Origin of the sequence: Arthrobacter sp. AOP36-A1-22 (genome assembly GCF_052377615.1) — a bacterium.
Lineage (GTDB): Bacteria > Actinomycetota > Actinomycetes > Actinomycetales > Micrococcaceae > Arthrobacter_H.
Window position 1 is genome coordinate 88,693 of record NZ_JBQSWX010000009.1, and the last position, 18,076, is coordinate 106,768.

The window sequence follows — 18,076 nt, forward strand, 5'->3', positions numbered from 1 at the left end:
ATGAGCACCGCAACCCAGACGCGTGCAGTTCACGCACGGCAGAGCACCGCAGGCAGCACCGTCGGTGCCAACGCCCGCGCACTGGCTCCGACGCCCCTTCCTCGTTCCGAACCCAAGCCGCGCACACCGCTGTCCCTGGTCCCGGCCACGAAACGCAGCCGACGCGCCGGATTCGCCGTGTTCTGCTTCGCTTTGTTGCTGGCGGCGCTGGTCGGGGTCCTGGTCATCAACGTCAATGTGGCCAACTCCCAGTACGACATCGTGAGCCTCCGCGGCCAGGAACAGGCCCTCAGCCAGCAGAACGAAGCGCTGACACAGGAGCTCCAAAACCTTCAAGCTCCCCAGAATGTGGCAGTCAAGGCGGCAGAATTGGGTATGGTCACCCCGGGAACGGTGGCTTCGATCAATCTGGACACCCAGAAGATCGCCGGAAAGTCCACGGCCGCGGAAAAGGGAAAGCTTCCTTCCGCCCATGTACCGACACCGGCGGTCCCTGAAGACCAGGCCAAGAAACAGACGGTGGCGGACACGAAGTCCGAAGCCGCGGAGCAGCAAAGCAACATCGCCCCCGAGGGCAAGGCAGTCACCGACGGCGCCTCGGAGGCCGAGAGCAAGACACAAAAGAAGACCGACGAAGCTTCGAGCGAGGACCTGAACGGCGGAACCATCCCGGCTCCGGCGCAGCAGGGTTCCGGACAGTAGGGCAGCGAGTCCTGTTCGGTACGGACCTCGAGAAGAACCGATCAGCAACCCAAGGAATGAACTATGGCCAGGCCGCCCGCCAGGAAATCAAAGCACACCGAGCCGCGCCGTCTGCGGACGGGCCTGGCCCTTGCCATGGTCATGCTGGTCCTGCTCGGCGGACGGCTCTTCCTGGTGCAGGGGCTCGATCCGTCGGCTGCTGCGGAGGCGGCCACCGGCCAGCGGATCCGCGAAACGGACCAGCAGCCGGTGCGTGGCAAGATCCTGGACTCATCCGGGAAGATCCTGGCTGCCAGCTTTGAACGCTACGACCTGGTGGTCGACCAGCGCCAGGTTAAGGACTCGTTCAAGCGCAAGGACGGTGACGGCGGCCGGGACGTCGTGCAGACCGAAGACGCCGTCAAGGAACTCGCGGCCACCCTGGACATCGATCAGGACACGCTGAAGACCTCCATCATCGGCGATGAGGGGGCCAAGAAGAAGGGCTACTCCGTCGTGGCCAAAGGGGTGACCCCCGAAACCCGCAACAAGGTCCTGAAGATCGGGCTGCCATGGATCACCAGCCAGGAACGCTTCGAACGTGAATACCCCAACGGCACCGTCGCCGGCTCGGTATTGGGTTTTCTGCGGTCCAGCGAGGACGGGACCTCCCAGACCGGGGCCGAGGGCTTGGAATTGAGCCAGAACAAAGCATTGGCCGGTGAAGCGGGGACCAAGACCTTCGAGATCGCCGCCGATGGGGTCAGGATTCCGATGGCGACGCTCAAGGAAAAGCCGGCGGTCGATGGCCAGGACCTCAAACTCACGATCAACAGCGATATCCAGTGGGCCGCCCAGGAAGCGGTGATGGCCAAGCAGAAGCAGTTCAACGCCGAATGGGTCAACGCGGTGGTCGTCGAGGTGGACACCGGCAAGATCCGGGCCCTGGCGGATTCGACGACGGTGGATCCGGCGGACCCGGGAGCCACGGACGCCAAGTTCCGTCGTTCAACCACGGTGTCGCAGGCCTACGAACCCGGCTCGACCGGCAAGGCCGCCACTTTCGCGGCCGCCTTGGAGGAAGGCGTGGTGAAGCCCAAGGACCACTTCACCGTCCCGAACGAATACACCATCGGCAAGGAAACCATCCACGACTCGATGAAGCACGAGACCCTGGACATGACCACGGCGGGGATCTTCGCGCGCTCCTACAACACCGGCACCACGATGGTCGGCAGCAAGCTCAGCAACGAACAACGCTACGAATGGATGAAGAAGTTCGGCATCGGCCAGGGCTTCGACATCGGGGTTCCGGTCAACAAGGGCATCTTCGTTCCCCCGGAGCGCTGGGACCGCCGCCAGCAGTACACGACCATGTTCGGCCAGGGCTACAGCCTGACCTCCCTGCACACGGCCCGCATCTTCCAGGCGATCGCCAACCAGGGGGTCCAGATCGAGCCCTCGCTCATCGAGTCCTACACGGATCCGGACGGGACCGAACACGAGCGCAAGGAGGTCAAGAGCAAGCGGGTCATCTCCAAGAAGACCTCCAAGGAAATGCGGCGGATGATGGAGACCGTGGTGACCGACGGCACGGGGTATGACATGGACATCGATGGATACCGCGTCGGGGGCAAGACCGGAACCGGTCAGGCCGCCGGTCCGACGGGCAAACTCGACGGCTACACCAGCTCCTTCGCCGGGATGGCGCCGATCGACGACCCGAAGTACCTGGTCGTCGTGACGATGCAGCGGCCCAAGGGCAATTGGGAGAGCTTCAGTGTGGGCGACACGTTCACCTCGATCATGTCCCAGACCCTCAACAGCTACAACGTCCCACCCACCACCGATAAGCCCGATCCCTATAAGGTCTTCGTCGGAAAGAAGCAGAAATACGCATGGTGAACACAGTGCCCCCCACCCCCCAGGACGCCGAACGTGCGTTCCGTCCCGACCAGGCTCCTCGTCTGACCCTGAACGAGCTGGCCGGTCGCCTGGCCGAGCACGGCATCACGCCTCGGCTCCGGGGTGACGGCGGCACGGTGGTCCAGGGGGTATGCCTCGATTCACGAGCCGTGCTGGCCGGGGACCTCTACGCAGCGGTTCCCGGGGCACGAAGCCATGGTGCCGACTACTGCACCGCAGCCGCCAATTCCGGAGCCGGGGCGATCCTCGCCGACGAAAGCGGTGAAGAACGGGCGGCGGCCACCGGCCTACCGGTGCTGGTGGTGGACTCCGTGCGGGCCTCCGTGGGACCCGTGGCCGCCATCCTGTACGGATCGGTGGAGCCCGGGCTCGGCCTGATCGGTGTCACCGGAACCAACGGCAAGACCACGACGACGTACTTCATCACCTCGCTGTTGCGGGCGCTGGGCCAGCGGACCGGGCTGATCGGGACCATTGAGATCCTCGCCGACGGAACACGGATCCCCAGCGTGCTGACCACACCGGAAGCCCCGCAACTGCATGCGTTGTTGGCCCGGATGCGGGCGGCCGGGGTGGACACGGTCGCGATGGAGGTCTCCTCCCATTCCATCGACTATGAACGAGTCGGAGGCATGGCCTTCGGGGTCGCGGGCTTCACCAACCTCACCCAGGACCACCTGGACCTGCATGGCAGCATGGAGGCCTATTTCGAGGCCAAGTCCCGGCTCTTCGCCGCCGAGCGGAGTGCCCGTGCGGTCATCACGGTGGACGATGCCTGGGGTCGTCGCATGGCGCGCTCCAGCACCGCCGAGGTGTCCACCCTGCGGACCGTTCCCCGTGATGGGGCAGGAGCCGACGAGCAGCTGCCCGGTCGGGCGTGGAGCGTCCAGGGCATCGCCCAGCACGGTCTCGGTCATGAATTCGAAATTCACGGTCCCGACGGGGAACGGTTGCGCGCCCACACGGGCCTGCCCGGGCTCTTCAATGTCTCCAACGCCGCCCTGGCCCTGCTGATGGTCCATGTCGCAGGCATCGCCCTGGAAGACCTCCAACGGGTCCTGGACGCCTCCGACCCCCTGACCGTCGCGGTGCCGGGCCGGATGCAGGTCATCTGTGATTCCCCGGCAGCCGTCGTCGATTTCGCCCATAATTCAGACGCGCTCGAACGGGCCATCGAAGGCGTGCGGGGACAACATCCGGACTCACGGGTCATCGTCGTCTTCGGGGCCACGGGGGACCGGGACGCCACCAAACGCCCCACCATGGGGGCCGTCGCAGCCCGACACGCCGATGTCGTGATCATCACGGATGATGATCCCCACAACGAGGAAGCCGGAGGGATCCGCCGGGATGTCCTGACCGGGGCGTTGGAGGCCATCGAAGCCGAGGGACTGGGGAGCCAGGCCGCCGAGATCTTCCCGCGGGCGGACGCGATCGTGGCCGCAGTGGCGATGGCGCGGGCCGGGGACACCATCCTGGTGGCAGGGCGCGGGCATGAGGTCTGGCAGGAAGTCAACGGCGTGAACGTGGCCCTGGACGACCGGGTGGAACTGCGTCAGGCATTGCTCGCCGCAGGGCATAGCCCGCGCCCCGCCGAGGACGGTTCCACCGACTCGGCGGCCAACGGGTAAAGTCAAAGAGCCATGATTGAACTGAACACAGCCGACATTGCGTCCATTACCGGTGGGCGCATCACGGCCACCGCCGATCCCGGAACCACCGTCAGCGGTGTCGCCACCGACTCACGGGAGTGCGCCACCGGGACCCTTTTCGTCGCCAAACCCGGCGAGGTATCGGACGGCCACCACTTCATCGACCGGGCCTTCGCCGCAGGCGCCATCCTGGCCCTGGCCGAGCACGAGACACTGGATACGGCAGGGGCCGTGCACCCGGCGGTCATCGTCGACGATGCGGTCATCGCCATGGGCGCGCTGGCGGCCCATCTCGTGGAGCGGCTGCGGGCCGGCGGGACCCGGGTCATCGGCATCACCGGTTCCGCCGGGAAGACCACCACCAAGGACCTGCTCGCATCGATCCTGCAGACCTCGGGGCCCACGGTGGCTCCCATCGGTTCCTACAACGGCGAAGTCGGCGTCCCTCTGACCGTCTTCAATGCCACGGCCGAGACCCGGTACCTGGTCATCGAAATGGGTGCCACCGGCATCGGCCACATCACCTACCTGACCGACATGGTCCACCCGGACACCGGCGTCGTGCTGTGTGTGGGCACCGCCCACGCCGGCGAATTCGGCGGAGTGGAGAACATCGCCCGGGCCAAGGGCGAATTGGTCGAGGCACTGCCTGGCAACGGCACCGCCATCCTGAACCTCGACGACCCGCGGGTCGCCGCCATGGCGACACGCACCGACGCCGAGATCCTCGGATTCGCCATGGACGACGGCGGGAACCGGGCCCCGGTCATGGCCACCGACATCGTGGTCGCCGAGGGCGGCTACCCCGAATTCACGCTCGACCTGCCCGACGGTGGAAGCCACCGGATCCGTAGCGGACTCATCGGACGGCACCACGTCTCAAACCTGCTGGCCGCCGCGGCCGCCGCGTACAGCGTGGGCATCGACGGCTCCACGATCGCCGCGACCCTGCAGGACCGGGGGCCGGCGAGCCGGTGGCGCATGGAACGCACCGACCGTGCCGACGGCGTGAGCATCGTCAACGACGCCTACAACGCGAATCCCGAATCGATGCGTGCCGCACTGCGGACGCTGGCCGAACTCGGTCTGCCCTCGGAGGCGGGAGTCGCCCGCCGCACCTGGGCAGTCCTGGGCGAGATGCTCGAACTCGGCCCCGAATCAATCCACGAACACGACCTGGTCGGCCGCCTCGCGGTCCGGCTCAACATCAAGAAGCTGGTGGTGGTCGGCCAAGGAGCCAAGGCCGCCTTCAACTCGGCAGTGCTCGAAGGCAGTTGGGGAGACGAGGCGTACTACGTCGAGACCCCGGACGACGCCGAGGCATTGTTGGCTGACCAGCTGGAACCCGGAGACATCGTCTTGTTCAAGTCCTCCAACTCCGCAGGTCTACGCCACCTGGGCGACAGGGTGGCTTCCACTACCTGCTCGAACGGTGCCACCAGCGCGCTCGAAACGGAGGATCCCCGGTGATCTCCCTCATCATGGGCGCAGCCATCGCCCTGGTCCTGTCCTTTGCCGGAACCCCGGTCTTCATCAAGGTCCTGACCAAGCGCAGCTATGGCCAGTTCGTCCGGGACGACGGTCCGACCTCGCACCACACCAAGCGCGGGACGCCGACCATGGGCGGTGCCGTCATCGTCGCGGCCGTCTTCGTCGCCTATTTCGGTACGCACGGGATCCTGGGCCTGCTCGCCGACCATGCCCCCGGCCCCTCGGCCAGTGGGTTGGTGTTGCTGTTCCTGATGGCCGGCATGGGCTTCGTCGGGTTCCTCGACGACTACATCAAGATCTCCAAGCAGCGCAGCCTCGGGCTCCGGGCCTGGCAGAAACTGCTGTTGCAGGCGATCGTGGGGATCGCCTTCGCGATCCTCGCACTGAAGTTCCCCAACGGCAAGGGTCTGACCCCGGCCTCCACCCATTTGTCCTTCACGCGCGACACCGCCCTGGATCTGGCGTTCTTCGGCCCGCTGATCGGGGCCATCCTCTTCATCATCTGGGCGAATGTGATCGTCACCGCGGCCACCAACGGCGTGAACCTCACCGACGGCCTGGACGGGCTGGCGACCGGGGCGTCGATCATGGTCTTCAGTGCGTACACCCTGATGGGCATCTGGCAGTTCAACCAGGCCTGTGGATCCTCCCGCTCGATCGGGTCGGTGTGTTACGAAGTCCGCGACCCGATGGATCTGGCCCTGCTCGCGGCGATCCTCTCCGGGGCCCTGATCGGGTTCCTGTGGTGGAACACCTCCCCGGCACAGATCTTCATGGGGGACACCGGCTCACTGGCCATCGGTGGTGCCGTGGCGGCCTTCGCGCTGCTCTCACGCACCGAGGTCCTGCTGATCATCCTCGCCGGACTGTTCGTGATCATCTCCTTGTCGGTGATCATCCAGGTCGGCTTCTTCAAACTCTCCGGCGGCAGACGAATCTTCCTGATGGCTCCGCTGCAGCATCACTTCGAACTCAAGGGGTGGGCCGAAGTCACCGTCGTCGTGCGCTTCTGGATCATCTGCGGACTGTGCGTCGCCGTTGCCTTGGGTCTCTTCTACGGCGAATGGGTTTTGGGACTGTGAACGTGCGTTTGGACGATCTGACCAGCTGGGACGCCGACTGGAGCGGCCTGCGGGTCGTGGTGGCCGGGCTGGGCGTCACCGGCTTCTCCGCCGCCGATACCCTGATCGAGCTCGGGGCCGCCGTCGTCGTCGTCGATACCGGCGCCGGGGAGGAAAGCGCCCAGCGGGCCGACACCTTGAAGATCGTCGGTGCCCGGGACGTCCTGCTGGGCCCGGAACACACCCAGGGACTGCCCACCATCGACGGCCGGGTCGCCGATCTGGTCATCGCCTCACCGGGCTGGCCACCGCATCACCCGCTGCTGAGGGCTGCCGCCGAAGCCTCGGTGCCGATCTGGGGCGACGTCGAACTCGCCTGGCGGGTGAACCACCGTGAAGGGCGCAAGACCGCCGAATGGCTGGTCATCACCGGGACGAACGGGAAAACCACCACCGTGGGGATGACCGAGGCCATGCTGCAGGCGGGCGGGCTGCGGGCCGTCGCCGCCGGCAACGTCGGCACGCCCATCCTCGATGCGGTCCGCGACCCCGAGGGGTATGACGTGATCGCCGTCGAGCTCTCCAGTTTCCAACTGCACTACACCCACACCCTCTCGCCGCTGGCCTCGGTGGTGTTGAACATCGCCCAGGACCATGTGGACTGGCATGGCTCCTTCGAGCAGTACCAGGCGGATAAAGCCAGGATCTACGAACGCACCCGGGTGGCCGCGGTGTACAACGTGGAGGCACCGATCACCGAGAAAATGGTCGAAGACGCCGATGTCGTCGAGGGATGCCGGGCCATCGGCTTCACCACCTCGGTCCCCGCGCGCAGCATGCTGGGGGTCGTCGACGATCTGTTGGTGGACCGCGCCTACATCGCCGAGCGCGGTGATTCGGCCGCCGAACTGGCCTCGTTGGAGGACTTCGGGGGAGTGGCACCGCGGCATATGGTCGCCAATGCGCTGGCTGCCGCGGCGCTGGTCCGCGCCTACGGGGTCGAACCGGAAGCCGTCCGCCGGGGACTGCACGCCTATGAAGGCGGGGACCACCGCATCCAGGCCGTCGCCCGTCGGGACGACATCCTGTGGATCAACGATTCCAAGGCCACCAACCCGCATGCCGCCGCCGCATCGCTGGGCTCCTTCGGCTCGGTCGTCTGGATCGCCGGAGGGCTGTCCAAGGGAGTGGACTACTCCGAACTGGTGACGCGCTTCGCCGACAAACTCCGAGCCGTGGTGCTCATCGGAACCGACACCTCCGCGCTGCAGGAGGCATTGCGGCGACACGCGCCCACGGTGCAGGTGATCGAGGCGCCGGTAGGCGAAACTGGTACACAGACAGCAGATGGTTCGGATCGGCAGGAACGCGAAACGTCGGTCATGGAAGCGGCTGTTCAAGCCGCGGCGCGGATCGCCGAGGCCGGGGACACGGTGCTCATGGCGCCGGCGGCGGCATCCATGGACCAGTTCACGTCCTACGCCCACCGCGGCAACGCCTTCATCGAAGCGGTCGGCCGGCTCATGGAGGACGAAGAAAACTAAGGAGTATGCGTGGAACCCCCCACATCACGCCCCACCGGTGGATCGGGCCGCAAGCCCCGGATCCGCAGGACGGGCCTCCACGGGGGCAACGCAGGCTCAGCGGGACATCCGCCGGCGTCCGGTCCATCCGGCACCGCCGATACCGGGGCGCAGGAGTCGGCCCCGGCCACCAACGCCCACCCCGGCAGCCCGAAGAAGGCCTCCTCCCCGCGGAAGAAGGGCCTCCAGGCCCCCGACCGGTCGCGGGCCCTCATCACCCGGACCCCCGGACGCGAGAACACGGCGGCCACGCGGGGCAGGACCCGGGAGAAATCCACCCAAACGCCGGTCGCCCGCTTCTGGAACTGGGTTGAAGGCGACCCGCATAAGGACGGACGGACCGGGTACTACCTGATCCTGGGCAGCACGTTGGCCCTGACCGTGATCGGCCTGATGATGGTCCTGTCCTCCTCCTCCGTGGAAGCGATCAGCAGCAACCCCGATGCCTCCTCCTACGACCAGGTCATCAAACAGGGCGTCTGGGCCGTCGTGGGGGTCGCGATGATGCTCATCATCTCGCGGTTCTCGCTGCCGACGTTCAAGAAGCTGGCGTGGCCGGCCCTGTTCATCAGCGCCTTCCTGCTCCTGCTGGTCCTGACACCGCTGGGGCTGGAGATCTACGGGAACAAGAACTGGATCAAGATCGGTTCGCTCACCTTCCAACCCTCCGAAGCGGCGAAGCTGGCCCTGGCGGTCTGGGCGGCCTCCGTACTGAGCAAGAAGTCCAAGCTCATCGACCAGACGTCCCACGCCTTGATCCCGGTCCTCTTCCCCGGGGGCGTCCTGCTCCTGGGACTGGTGATGGTCGGCCGGGACCTGGGCACCGCACTGGTCATCGGTCTGGTCCTGGTGGCCACGTTGTTCCTGGGCGGGGTCCGGCTGAAGCTGTTCGCCGCGGCCGGGGTGCTCGGGGCCATCGCGGCCGTGGTCATGGTGATGGTCTCCGGCAACCGCATGACCCGCATCTATGCCTGGCTGGGGCTGAACTGCGATACCCAGCCCGGCGCCTGCTACCAATCCACCCAGGGCATCTATGCGCTGGCCTCAGGCGGCTGGTGGGGTGTGGGCCTGGGCCAATCACGGCAGAAGTGGAACTACATCCCCGAGGCCTCCAACGACTTCATCTTCACCATCCTCGGTGAGGAGCTCGGACTGTTGGGCACCCTGGTCGTCGTCGTGCTCTTCGCGATCCTCGCCATTGCGATGTACCGGGTCGCGGCCCGCCACCAGGACGGGTTCGTGCGCATCGCCACCGGCGGCATCATGGCCTGGCTGATCGGCCAGGCATTCCTGAACATCGGCATGGTCACCGGGTTGCTCCCGGTGATCGGCGTCCCGCTGCCCTTCATCTCCTCGGGTGGTTCGGCCCTGCTGCTCTCGCTCATGGCCGTCGGCGTCGTGTTGTGCTTCGCCCGTTCCCGCCCCGACGCCAGCTCTGAACTGCCCACCGAAGCCACGACCCCGGGCGGGACCCCACGCAAAGTCAGGAAGGCCAACCCATGAACCATGTCCCCTCGGTGGTGATGGCCGGCGGAGGAACCGCCGGCCATGTCTCACCCCTGCTCGCCATTGCCGATGCCCTGCGGGAGGCCGAACCCCGGCCCGCGATCCGCCTGGTCGGAACCCCCTCGGGGATGGAAACCCGGCTGGTGCCGGCGGCCGGCTACGAGTTGGAGACCATCGCCCGGGTGCCGATGCCACGCCGTCCCTCGCTGGACCTGCTGAAGCTGCCGTTCCGTTTCGTGGCGGCAGTGCGGGGGGCCCAGAACATCCTGCGCCGGGCCGAGGCCGACGTGGTCGTCGGGGTCGGCGGCTACGTCTGCACTCCGGTTTATCTGGCGGCCCGTCGGCTGCACATCCCGGTGGTCGTGCATGAGGCCAACGCCAAGGCAGGCCTGGCCAACCGGGTCGGCGCGCGCTTCGCCGCCGCCGTGGGCACCGCGTTCGAGGGCACCGGCCTGCCCGGAGCCGAACTGGTCGGCATGCCCATGAGCCGCCGGATCGCCGGATTGGACCGCGCCGCGGCCCGGGTCGAAGCCCGCAGCGCCCTGGGCCTGGACCCACAGCTGCCGACCCTGGTGGTCACCGGCGGATCCTCCGGCGCCCTGTCGGTGAACCAGGCCCTCATCGGTGGTCTCCGCCGCCTGGCCGGGGACGCCGGCGCCGAACACCCGGGATTCCAGGTCCTGCACGTCACCGGCAGCGGCAAGGCCATGGTGGACGAGGACGGGGAGCCGCTGTCGCTGCCCGGCTACCACCAGGTCGAATACGTGGACGGGATGGAACAGGCCTACGCCGCCGCGGACCTGATCATTGCCCGGGCCGGAGCCGGCACGGTCTGCGAGCTGGCCGCCGTCGGACTGCCCTCGATCCTGGTCCCGCTGCCGATCGGCAACGGCGAACAGGCACAAAATGCCAGCGACCTGAAGGCCACGGGGGGCGCCATCGTGAAACCCGATGACGAGTTCACCGCCGACTACGTCGCCCGGGTCGTCCCCGGGTTGCTGGCCGACCCCGGACGCCTGGACACCATGTCCGCGGCGGCCCGGGCGCTGGGGCGCCGCGACGCCGCCGAACAGATGGCCCGCCGGGTGCTCGACGCGGCCGCCGGGCAGCGGGGCGTCCGCGCCCCGAAGAGAGGACACTAGAGGCATGCAACAACGTCATACGCTGGCCGAGCTCGGCCGGGTCCATCTCATGGGGATCGGCGGGGTCGGGGTCTCCGCCGTCGCCCGGCTGATGCTGGCCCAGGGGGTCGCCGTCACCGGCAGCGACGCCAAGGACCTTCCGGTCCTGGACGAACTCCGCGCCCTGGGGGCGGTGATCCACGTCGGATACTCCGCCGCGGAGCTGCCGGAGGCCGATACCGTCGTCGCCTCCTCGGTCATCAAGGCGGGGAATCCCGAATATGATGCCGCCATCGACCGCGGGATGCGCATCCTGCACCGCTCCGAGGGGCTGGCGGCCACGATGGATTCCCACCATGTCGTCGCCGTCTGCGGCACCCACGGCAAGACGACGGCCACCTCGCTCATCGCCGTGATGCTGCGCCAGGCAGGAGCCTCACCGTCCTTCGCCATCGGCGCCAACATCGCGGGGTTGGGGGTCAACGCCGAACATGGCTCGGGGCGGATCTTCGTGGCCGAAGCCGACGAATCCGACGCCTCGTTCCTGAACTACCGTCCCGATACCATCGTGGTGACCAATATCGAGGCCGACCACCTGGACCACTACGGCACCGAAGCCGCGGTGCATGAGAGCTTCCACCAGTTCGCCTCTTTGTTGCCCGACGGCGGATTGCTGATCGCCTGCGCCGACGACCCCGGGGCCCTGGCCCTGGCACGGCGCCTCCGCGCGGAACGTCCTCTGGTGCGGGTGCAGACCTACGGTTTCTCCGACTCCGCGGACCGTCGGCTGAGCAACTCCCGGCCCGAGGAGGGACGCTTCGCCTGCGATCTGGACTGGGGCAGTGGCGGATCCGGGCGGCTCTCGCTCTCCGCCCCCGGGGACCACAACCTGCTCAATGCGGCGGCGGCCTTCGCCGTCGGACTGGACTGCGGGCTGGATCCGGGGACGGCTCTCGACGGCCTGGCGGCCTTCACCGGGGCGGCCCGGCGTTTCGAGCTCCGGGGCCGGGCCCACGGGGTCACCGTCTACGACGACTACGCCCACCACCCGACGGAGGTCCTGGCGGCGCTGCGGGCCGGCCGTGCCGTGGCGGGGGAGCATGGCAAGGTCCATGTCGTCTTCCAACCGCATCTGTTCAGCCGGACCCGCGAATTCTGGGCGGAGTTCGCCGATGCCCTCTCCCTGGCTGATACGGCCCTGGTGCTGGAGATCTACGCAGCCCGTGAACAACCGTTGCCCGGGGTCCATTCATCCCTCGTGGCCGATGCGTTGAACACCGCCGGCGGGTTGGTCGATCGCGGGGACGTGGCGGCCCGGATCTCCGAGGTGGCCCGCAGCGGCGATATCGTGATGACCATCGGCGCCGGGGATGTCACCGAACTCGGACCGGTGATCGTTTCGAGGTTGGAATCGGGCGCATGAGCGGGGGAACCTCCGGCGGCCCCAACGTCGTCACCCTGCCCGAATCGCCCGGCCGGCGTCTGCGTCGACGCATCCTGTGGATCGGCGGGGCCGTCGTCGCGGTGATCGTGGTCCTGATGCTGGTGCTGCTCTATTCGCCCCTGCTGGCCGTGCAGACGATCACGGTGGAGGGCAATAAGCTGGTCCCGACGAAGACGATCACCACGGCGCTGGAACCATTGGAAGGAACTCCATTGCCACGGATCGGTCCGGGGCGGGTCAAGGACCTGCTCGCGGATCAGGAAGCCATCCACGACGTCGTTGTCCAGGCCCATGCCCCCGGGACCCTCGAGGTGCGGATCGTCGAGTTCGCCCCGGTGGCCATCGTGGAGAACGATTCGAAGTCCTACGACCTGGTCGGAGAGGACGGCAGGACGTTGTCCAGCGTCAAGAAACGCAAGGGCGTCAAGCTTCCGCTGATCGACGGGAAGGCCTCGGAGCAGGATCCGGAGGTCTTTTCCTCCTTGACCGGCGTTTTGGCGGCCTTGCCTTCCTCGACGTTGAAAAAGCTTGACCATGCCAGCGCGCAGACCGTCGATTCGGTTGAACTCTCCCTCACGACCGGGCAGAAGGTCCTGTGGGGGAGCGACGAACGCAGCGGTGACAAGGCACGGGTCCTCACGGCCTTCCTGAAGGACAAGAAGCAGGCGGGCGTCAAGACCTTCGACGTCAGCACCCCCGACCACCCTGTCACCCGGTAGGGGTCGGGGCATGCGGCAGGAACCACCCCACGGTAATGGTGCGACACGCCTAGGCGGTCGTTGCATGCCGGGGATGCAAAACATAGCGTCTTAGTAGCAGGTACTTGACATAACTATAACCCTCAACTTGAGGGTTAACGTTGGTCCGGTTGAAGCTTCCTAAGACTCAGCAGCACATCGAACAAGGGAAACAGGACGTGGCAGCTCCACAGAACTACCTCGCCGTCATCAAGGTCGTCGGAATCGGCGGTGGCGGCGTCAACGCCGTGAACCGCATGATCGAGGTCGGCCTTCGCGGCGTCGAATTCATTGCGATCAACACCGACGCGCAGGCGCTCCTCATGAGTGACGCCGACGTGAAGCTCGACGTGGGGCGCGAACTGACCCGTGGCCTCGGCGCGGGCGCCAACCCGGAGGTCGGCCGCCAGGCAGCGGAAGACCATGCCGAGGAAATCGAAGAGGTCATGCGCGGCGCCGACATGGTCTTCGTGACCGCCGGCGAAGGCGGTGGTACCGGCACCGGCGGGGCCCCCGTCGTCGCCCGCATCGCCCGTTCGTTGGGGGCGCTGACCATCGGCGTCGTCACCCGTCCGTTCACCTTCGAGGGCCGTCGCCGTGCAACGTCCGCCGAGGCCGGCATCGACGCCCTTCGCGACGAGGTCGATACCTTGATCGTGATCCCGAACGACCGGCTGCTCTCCATCAGCGATCGGAACGTCTCGGTACTCGATGCCTTCCGTTCCGCCGACCAGGTGCTGCTGTCCGGCGTCCAGGGCATCACCGACCTGATCACGACCCCCGGGTTGATCAACCTCGACTTCGCCGACGTGAAGTCGGTCATGCAGGGGGCGGGTTCCGCCCTCATGGGCATCGGCTCGGCCCGGGGCGAGGACCGTGCGGTCCAGGCCGCCGAGCTGGCCATCGCCTCACCGCTGCTCGAGGCGTCCATCGACGGGGCCCACGGCGTGCTGCTCTCCATCCAGGGCGGTTCGGATCTGGGCCTGTTCGAGATCAACGAAGCGGCCCGCCTGGTCCAGGAGGTCGCCCACCCGGAAGCCAACATCATCTTCGGTGCCGTCATCGACGACGCCCTGGGTGACGAGGCCCGCGTGACCGTCATTGCGGCGGGGTTCGACCAGGTTGATGTCACCAGCGCACCGGCGCAGCCGCGACAGCAGCAGAGCGGACCGGCAGTGCCGCAGCAGGCGCCGCCCACGACGGTCCCGGGCACCATCCCGCTGGCCCCGTCCGAGGGAGCCGCCTCGGCGCAATCGACGCCCGGCTCCTCCGGCCAGTCCGCGGCCTCCGCCCCCGAAGCGGCCCCCGCTGCCTCCCAGGGGTACGACGAGCTGCCCCACGTCGTGGAGCAGGACCTCTCGTCCTCCTCGCATGACGATCTGGATGTCCCCGACTTCCTGAAGTAATCCCCGACAGTGGCCCTGATGGGGTCGACGGCGCGTGGCCCGGTACCATTCCGGGTGGCGCGCCGTTGTCTGATTTGGAGTGGTGGTCTTGCTTCGCTTTGAGTTCCCCGGCCCTTCGCCGGCGCAGGTGGCCTTCACCTCGACCGCCGAGGGCAACCTGGCCTTGCACGTGGGCGACCACGCCCCGGAGGTCCTTCAACGACGTCGGAGGCTGGAGGACCGGCTGGGCCTGGAACCCGGGAGCCTGCGGTTCATGAACCAGACGCATTCGGTCACGGTCCATACCGTGGAACCCCGTCCGGCGGCCCCGAACCAGCAGGTCGACCCGGCCCGGGACGCCGGGGTGGGGGAGAGGTCCGCCGAGGCCGACGCCCTGCTGTCCCCGGACGGCTCGATCCCCCTGGCGGTCATGGTCGCCGATTGCGTACCGGTCGTCTTCGTGGCCGCCCGGGACGATGGCGGACTGGTCACCGCGGTGGCCCACGCCGGGCGCAACGGCCTGCTCGGGGGCATCCTGACCAACACGGTCGAGGCTATCCGCGAGGCCGGGGGCGCCCGGATCCATGCGTGGATCGGTCCTGCGGTATGCGGGGCCTGCTACGAGGTTCCTGCCGACATGGCGTCGGACGCCGCGGCCGTGATGCCCGGAATCGAAGCCAGGACCTCCTGGGGTACTCCTTCACTGGACCTGCCGGGTGCGGCGGCCACCCTGTTGGCAGGTCTGGACGTGGACGTCACCTCCACCGGGGTGTGTACGGTCGAGGACCAGGACTACTACTCCTACCGGCGTGATGCACGCACCGGCCGTCTGGCCGGAATCGTCTGGCCGGCCCAGCTGTCGGAGAGGAACACATGAACACCACCCCCGCCCCGGCCCCGGATGAGGCCCGGCGTCGCGAGGGCCTGGAGCAACGACTCACGGCCGTCCGCGAACGCATCACCACCGCGACCCGTGCCGCCGGACGGGACCAGGAGCCCGAACTGGTGGTCGTGACCAAGTTCTTTCCCGCCTCCGACGTCCGGCTGCTCCACGAGCTCGGGGTGCGCGAGGTCGGTGAGAACCGCGACCAAGAAGCCTCCGCCAAGGCAGTTCAGGTCCAGACGCTGGACCTGAACTGGCATTTCATCGGCCAACTCCAAAGCAACAAGGCCAAATCGGTGGTCCGTTACGCAGCGGCCCTGCATTCGTTGGACCGGGCCTCCCTGGCCCGGGCGTTGGGCAAGGCCATGCACCGCGAAACCGAGCGCCGGGCCGAGGAGGGGCTGGCTCCCCGAGCGGACCTGGCCACTGTGATCCAAGTCGACCTGCGTGCCGCGGACCAGCGCACGGGGGACGACGGCGGGATCGGACGCGGCGGCGCGGAACCCGAAGAGGTCCAGCAGCTGGCCGAGCTCGTCGCCGAAACCGAAGGTCTGGCCCTGGCCGGGGTGATGGCCGTGGCCCCGTTGGGTCAGGACCCGACTCCGGCCTTCGAACGGCTGGCCGGAATCTCCGCCTCCTTGCGGGCCGACCACCCCACCGCGGACTGGATCTCGGCGGGGATGAGCCACGACCTGGAACAGGCCGTGGCCGCCGGGGCGACACACCTCCGTGTCGGCTCCGATGTGCTCGGCCAGCGCCCGCCGGTGCTGTAGCGTCGTTTGCAGCGGAGACTCAAGCGGGAGAAGACCCCTCGCCGCGTACGATCATAAGGAGAAGACCATGGCTGGCGCCTTGCGCAAGACGATGATCTACCTGGGACTCGCCGACGGTGACGAGCACTACGAGGACGAGCAGTCCGAGATGCCCGAACAGCAGCAGCTGCAGCAGCGTCCGGAACCGTCCCGTGTCGAGCCCGAGCGGGCCCCCATGGCAGTCGCCGCTGAACCGGAAACGGAATACCGGGCTCCGGTCACCCCCATCAAGCGCGCGCCTTCATCCAGGGACGAGGATTCTTCATTGCGGCAAATCACGACGGTTCACCCCCGTTCATATAACGACGCCAAGGTCATCGGCGAGAGCTTCCGGGACGGCATCCCGGTCATCATGAACGTCACGGACATGGGTGAAGGCGACGCCAAGCGTCTGGTCGACTTCTCCGCCGGCCTGGTCTTCGGGCTGCATGGCAGCATCGAACGCGTCACCAACAAGGTGTTTCTTCTCTCACCGGCCAGCGTCGAGATCCTGGGTGAGGACAAGAAATCCTCCGAGGACACGGCAACCTTCTTCAACCAGAGCTAGCGGCCGCTTCGTACCGTGGGAATTCTTTTCGGACTGGTCTATGCCGCCTTGACGGTCGTCCAGGTCATGCTCATGCTGAGGATCGTCTACGACATCGTCCAGATGTTCGCCCGGGGCTGGCGTCCCCGCGGCATGGCGCTGATCCTGGCCAGTTTCGTCTACCGCATCACCGATCCGCCCATGCGGTGGCTCCGGTCCAAGATCAAGCCCTTGGATGTGGGCGGGATGCGCCTGGATCTGGCTTTCCTGATCCTTTATTTCGCCATCATCATTGCCAAGGTCGTCGTTCTGCAGATCGGGCGATAGGCTCTTGTCTCCCGACCGAGGTCAAAGGTTAGTCTTCGGTGCGGGAAACGTTATAGTCTTGAAACAGGAAGTATGCCGCGGCAGCCGCTGCAGCTTGCTTACATAACCGGTGTAATCGCCCTCGGGCCGCAATCAGGCGGCCGGGGAGAGAACTAAGTATCGAGGTGACCAGATGGCGCTCACGCCAGAAGATGTAGTCAACAAGCGTTTCCAGCCAACGAAGTTCCGGGAGGGCTACGATCAGGACGAAGTTGACGACTTCCTGGACGAGATCGTCGTGGAACTGCGTCGACTGACCCAGGAGAACGAGCAGCTGCGCCAGCGCGTCAGCGAGCTCGGTGGCTCCACGGACGTCGAAACCGGCAGCGTTCCGGCCCCCGTCGCCGCGGCCCCCGCCAGCGAGACCGCCGCCGCTCCGGCCGCGGAATCCGCTCCGGTGACCGGCAACGTCGACGAAGCAGCCGAAGAAGCCTCCCCCGAGGTCGAGGACGCCCCTGCCACCGAGCAGACGCCGACCACGCCGGAAGCTCCTGCTGCCGCCGCGGCCCCCACCGCCGATACCGCTGCCGCAGGATCCGGTTCCGCCGAGTCCGCCGCCGGTGTGCTGGCCATGGCCCAGCGCCTGCACGACGAATACGTCGGCGCCGGGGTCGAGCAGCGCGATAAGATCATCGCCGAAGCCCAGCTGCAGGCCACGAAACTGGTATCCGACGCCGAGGACAAGAGCACCAAGACGCTCAACTCGCTGGAGGACCAGAAATCCGTGCTGGAGCGCAAGCTCGACCAGCTGCGTGGCTTCGAGCGCGACTACCGGGCCCGCCTGAAGTCCTACATCGAAGGTCAGCTGCAGGATCTCGAGTCGCAGGGCCCCATCGCGACCCCGGATTCCCAGGACAACGCCTAGCCAATCGTTGCGGGGAGGACGCTTCGGCGTCCCACCC

16 protein-coding genes are annotated in these 18,076 nt (G+C 67.1%); all 16 read left to right on the plus strand.

Annotation, left to right across the window (positions count from 1 at the left end; all coding sequences use genetic code 11):
* The 16 genes from ACT3S2_RS07695 (at position 1) to ACT3S2_RS07770 (ending at position 18,039) form a co-directional block, all read left to right on the plus strand.
* Positions 1-702 carry a hypothetical protein gene (locus ACT3S2_RS07695; protein WP_444561492.1) on the plus strand — a complete coding sequence of 234 codons (702 nt, stop codon included), beginning with the start codon at positions 1-3 and terminating at the stop codon, positions 700-702.
* 63 nt (positions 703-765) lie between these two features.
* On the plus strand, positions 766-2,586 hold the full coding sequence (locus ACT3S2_RS07700; RefSeq protein ID WP_444554399.1) for a peptidoglycan D,D-transpeptidase FtsI family protein: 1,821 nt from the start codon (positions 766-768) through the stop codon (positions 2,584-2,586).
* On the plus strand, positions 2,580-4,238 hold the full coding sequence (locus ACT3S2_RS07705) for a UDP-N-acetylmuramoyl-L-alanyl-D-glutamate--2,6-diaminopimelate ligase (protein WP_444561493.1): 1,659 nt from the start codon (positions 2,580-2,582) through the stop codon (positions 4,236-4,238). Before ACT3S2_RS07700 ends, ACT3S2_RS07705 begins: the two co-directional genes overlap by 7 nt.
* A 12-nt stretch (positions 4,239-4,250) precedes the next feature.
* A complete protein-coding gene (locus tag ACT3S2_RS07710; RefSeq protein WP_444554401.1) occupies positions 4,251-5,729 on the plus strand; it encodes a UDP-N-acetylmuramoyl-tripeptide--D-alanyl-D-alanine ligase in 1,479 nt (492 codons plus the stop codon).
* On the plus strand, positions 5,726-6,832 hold the full coding sequence (mraY, locus tag ACT3S2_RS07715) for a phospho-N-acetylmuramoyl-pentapeptide-transferase (protein WP_444554402.1): 1,107 nt from the start codon (positions 5,726-5,728) through the stop codon (positions 6,830-6,832). The genes ACT3S2_RS07710 and mraY overlap by 4 nt, the downstream gene beginning before the upstream one ends.
* Positions 6,814-8,355: a UDP-N-acetylmuramoyl-L-alanine--D-glutamate ligase gene (gene murD, locus ACT3S2_RS07720; RefSeq protein ID WP_444561494.1), complete on the plus strand. Its 1,542-nt coding sequence runs from the start codon at positions 6,814-6,816 to the stop codon at positions 8,353-8,355. The genes mraY and murD overlap by 19 nt, the downstream gene beginning before the upstream one ends.
* 9 nt (positions 8,356-8,364) lie before the next feature.
* Entirely contained in the window at positions 8,365-9,897 is a 1,533-nt protein-coding gene (gene ftsW, locus ACT3S2_RS07725) for a putative lipid II flippase FtsW (protein ID WP_444554404.1), read from the plus strand.
* A complete protein-coding gene (gene murG, locus ACT3S2_RS07730) occupies positions 9,894-11,042 on the plus strand; it encodes an undecaprenyldiphospho-muramoylpentapeptide beta-N-acetylglucosaminyltransferase (RefSeq protein WP_444554405.1) in 1,149 nt (382 codons plus the stop codon). Before ftsW ends, murG begins: the two co-directional genes overlap by 4 nt.
* A 4-nt stretch (positions 11,043-11,046) precedes the next feature.
* Positions 11,047-12,444 (plus strand): UDP-N-acetylmuramate--L-alanine ligase, encoded by a 1,398-nt coding sequence (murC, locus tag ACT3S2_RS07735; RefSeq protein WP_444561495.1) that lies wholly within the window; start codon positions 11,047-11,049, stop codon positions 12,442-12,444.
* On the plus strand, positions 12,441-13,184 hold the full coding sequence (locus ACT3S2_RS07740) for an FtsQ-type POTRA domain-containing protein (RefSeq protein WP_444561496.1): 744 nt from the start codon (positions 12,441-12,443) through the stop codon (positions 13,182-13,184). The genes murC and ACT3S2_RS07740 overlap by 4 nt, the downstream gene beginning before the upstream one ends.
* A gap of 197 nt (positions 13,185-13,381) precedes the next feature.
* Positions 13,382-14,608, plus strand: a complete 1,227-nt coding sequence (ftsZ, locus tag ACT3S2_RS07745; RefSeq protein ID WP_444561497.1) for a cell division protein FtsZ — start codon at positions 13,382-13,384, stop codon at positions 14,606-14,608.
* Positions 14,609-14,690: 82 nt separating this feature from the next.
* Complete coding sequence (locus tag ACT3S2_RS07750) at positions 14,691-15,464, plus strand: polyphenol oxidase family protein (RefSeq protein WP_444554409.1); 774 nt, start codon at positions 14,691-14,693, stop codon at positions 15,462-15,464.
* A complete protein-coding gene (locus tag ACT3S2_RS07755) occupies positions 15,461-16,243 on the plus strand; it encodes a YggS family pyridoxal phosphate-dependent enzyme (protein WP_444554410.1) in 783 nt (260 codons plus the stop codon). The genes ACT3S2_RS07750 and ACT3S2_RS07755 overlap by 4 nt, the downstream gene beginning before the upstream one ends.
* Before the next feature lie 67 nt (positions 16,244-16,310).
* Positions 16,311-16,829, plus strand: a complete 519-nt coding sequence (locus ACT3S2_RS07760) for a cell division protein SepF (protein ID WP_444554411.1) — start codon at positions 16,311-16,313, stop codon at positions 16,827-16,829.
* 15 nt (positions 16,830-16,844) lie between these two features.
* Positions 16,845-17,135 carry a YggT family protein gene (locus ACT3S2_RS07765; protein WP_444554412.1) on the plus strand — a complete coding sequence of 97 codons (291 nt, stop codon included), beginning with the start codon at positions 16,845-16,847 and terminating at the stop codon, positions 17,133-17,135.
* A 172-nt stretch (positions 17,136-17,307) separates the two neighbouring features.
* A complete protein-coding gene (locus ACT3S2_RS07770; protein WP_444554413.1) occupies positions 17,308-18,039 on the plus strand; it encodes a DivIVA domain-containing protein in 732 nt (243 codons plus the stop codon).
* Positions 18,040-18,076 lie beyond the last annotated feature (37 nt).

What these genes read in the sequence shown, in the direction of transcription:
- ACT3S2_RS07695 (WP_444561492.1), top strand. Translation starts at nt 1, where the DNA reads ATGAGCACCGCAACCCAGACGCGTGCAGTTCACGCACGGCAGAGCACC.
- ACT3S2_RS07700 (WP_444554399.1), top strand. Translation starts at nt 766, where the DNA reads ATGGCCAGGCCGCCCGCCAGGAAATCAAAGCACACCGAGCCGCGCCGT.
- ACT3S2_RS07705 (WP_444561493.1), top strand. Translation starts at nt 2,580, where the DNA reads ATGGTGAACACAGTGCCCCCCACCCCCCAGGACGCCGAACGTGCGTTC.
- ACT3S2_RS07710 (WP_444554401.1), top strand. Translation starts at nt 4,251, where the DNA reads ATGATTGAACTGAACACAGCCGACATTGCGTCCATTACCGGTGGGCGC.
- murD (WP_444561494.1), top strand. Translation starts at nt 6,814, where the DNA reads ATGGGTTTTGGGACTGTGAACGTGCGTTTGGACGATCTGACCAGCTGG.
- murG (WP_444554405.1), top strand. Translation starts at nt 9,894, where the DNA reads ATGAACCATGTCCCCTCGGTGGTGATGGCCGGCGGAGGAACCGCCGGC.
- murC (WP_444561495.1), top strand. Translation starts at nt 11,047, where the DNA reads ATGCAACAACGTCATACGCTGGCCGAGCTCGGCCGGGTCCATCTCATG.
- ACT3S2_RS07740 (WP_444561496.1), top strand. Translation starts at nt 12,441, where the DNA reads ATGAGCGGGGGAACCTCCGGCGGCCCCAACGTCGTCACCCTGCCCGAA.
- ACT3S2_RS07755 (WP_444554410.1), top strand. Translation starts at nt 15,461, where the DNA reads ATGAACACCACCCCCGCCCCGGCCCCGGATGAGGCCCGGCGTCGCGAG.
- ACT3S2_RS07760 (WP_444554411.1), top strand. Translation starts at nt 16,311, where the DNA reads ATGGCTGGCGCCTTGCGCAAGACGATGATCTACCTGGGACTCGCCGAC.
- ACT3S2_RS07770 (WP_444554413.1), top strand. Translation starts at nt 17,308, where the DNA reads ATGGCGCTCACGCCAGAAGATGTAGTCAACAAGCGTTTCCAGCCAACG.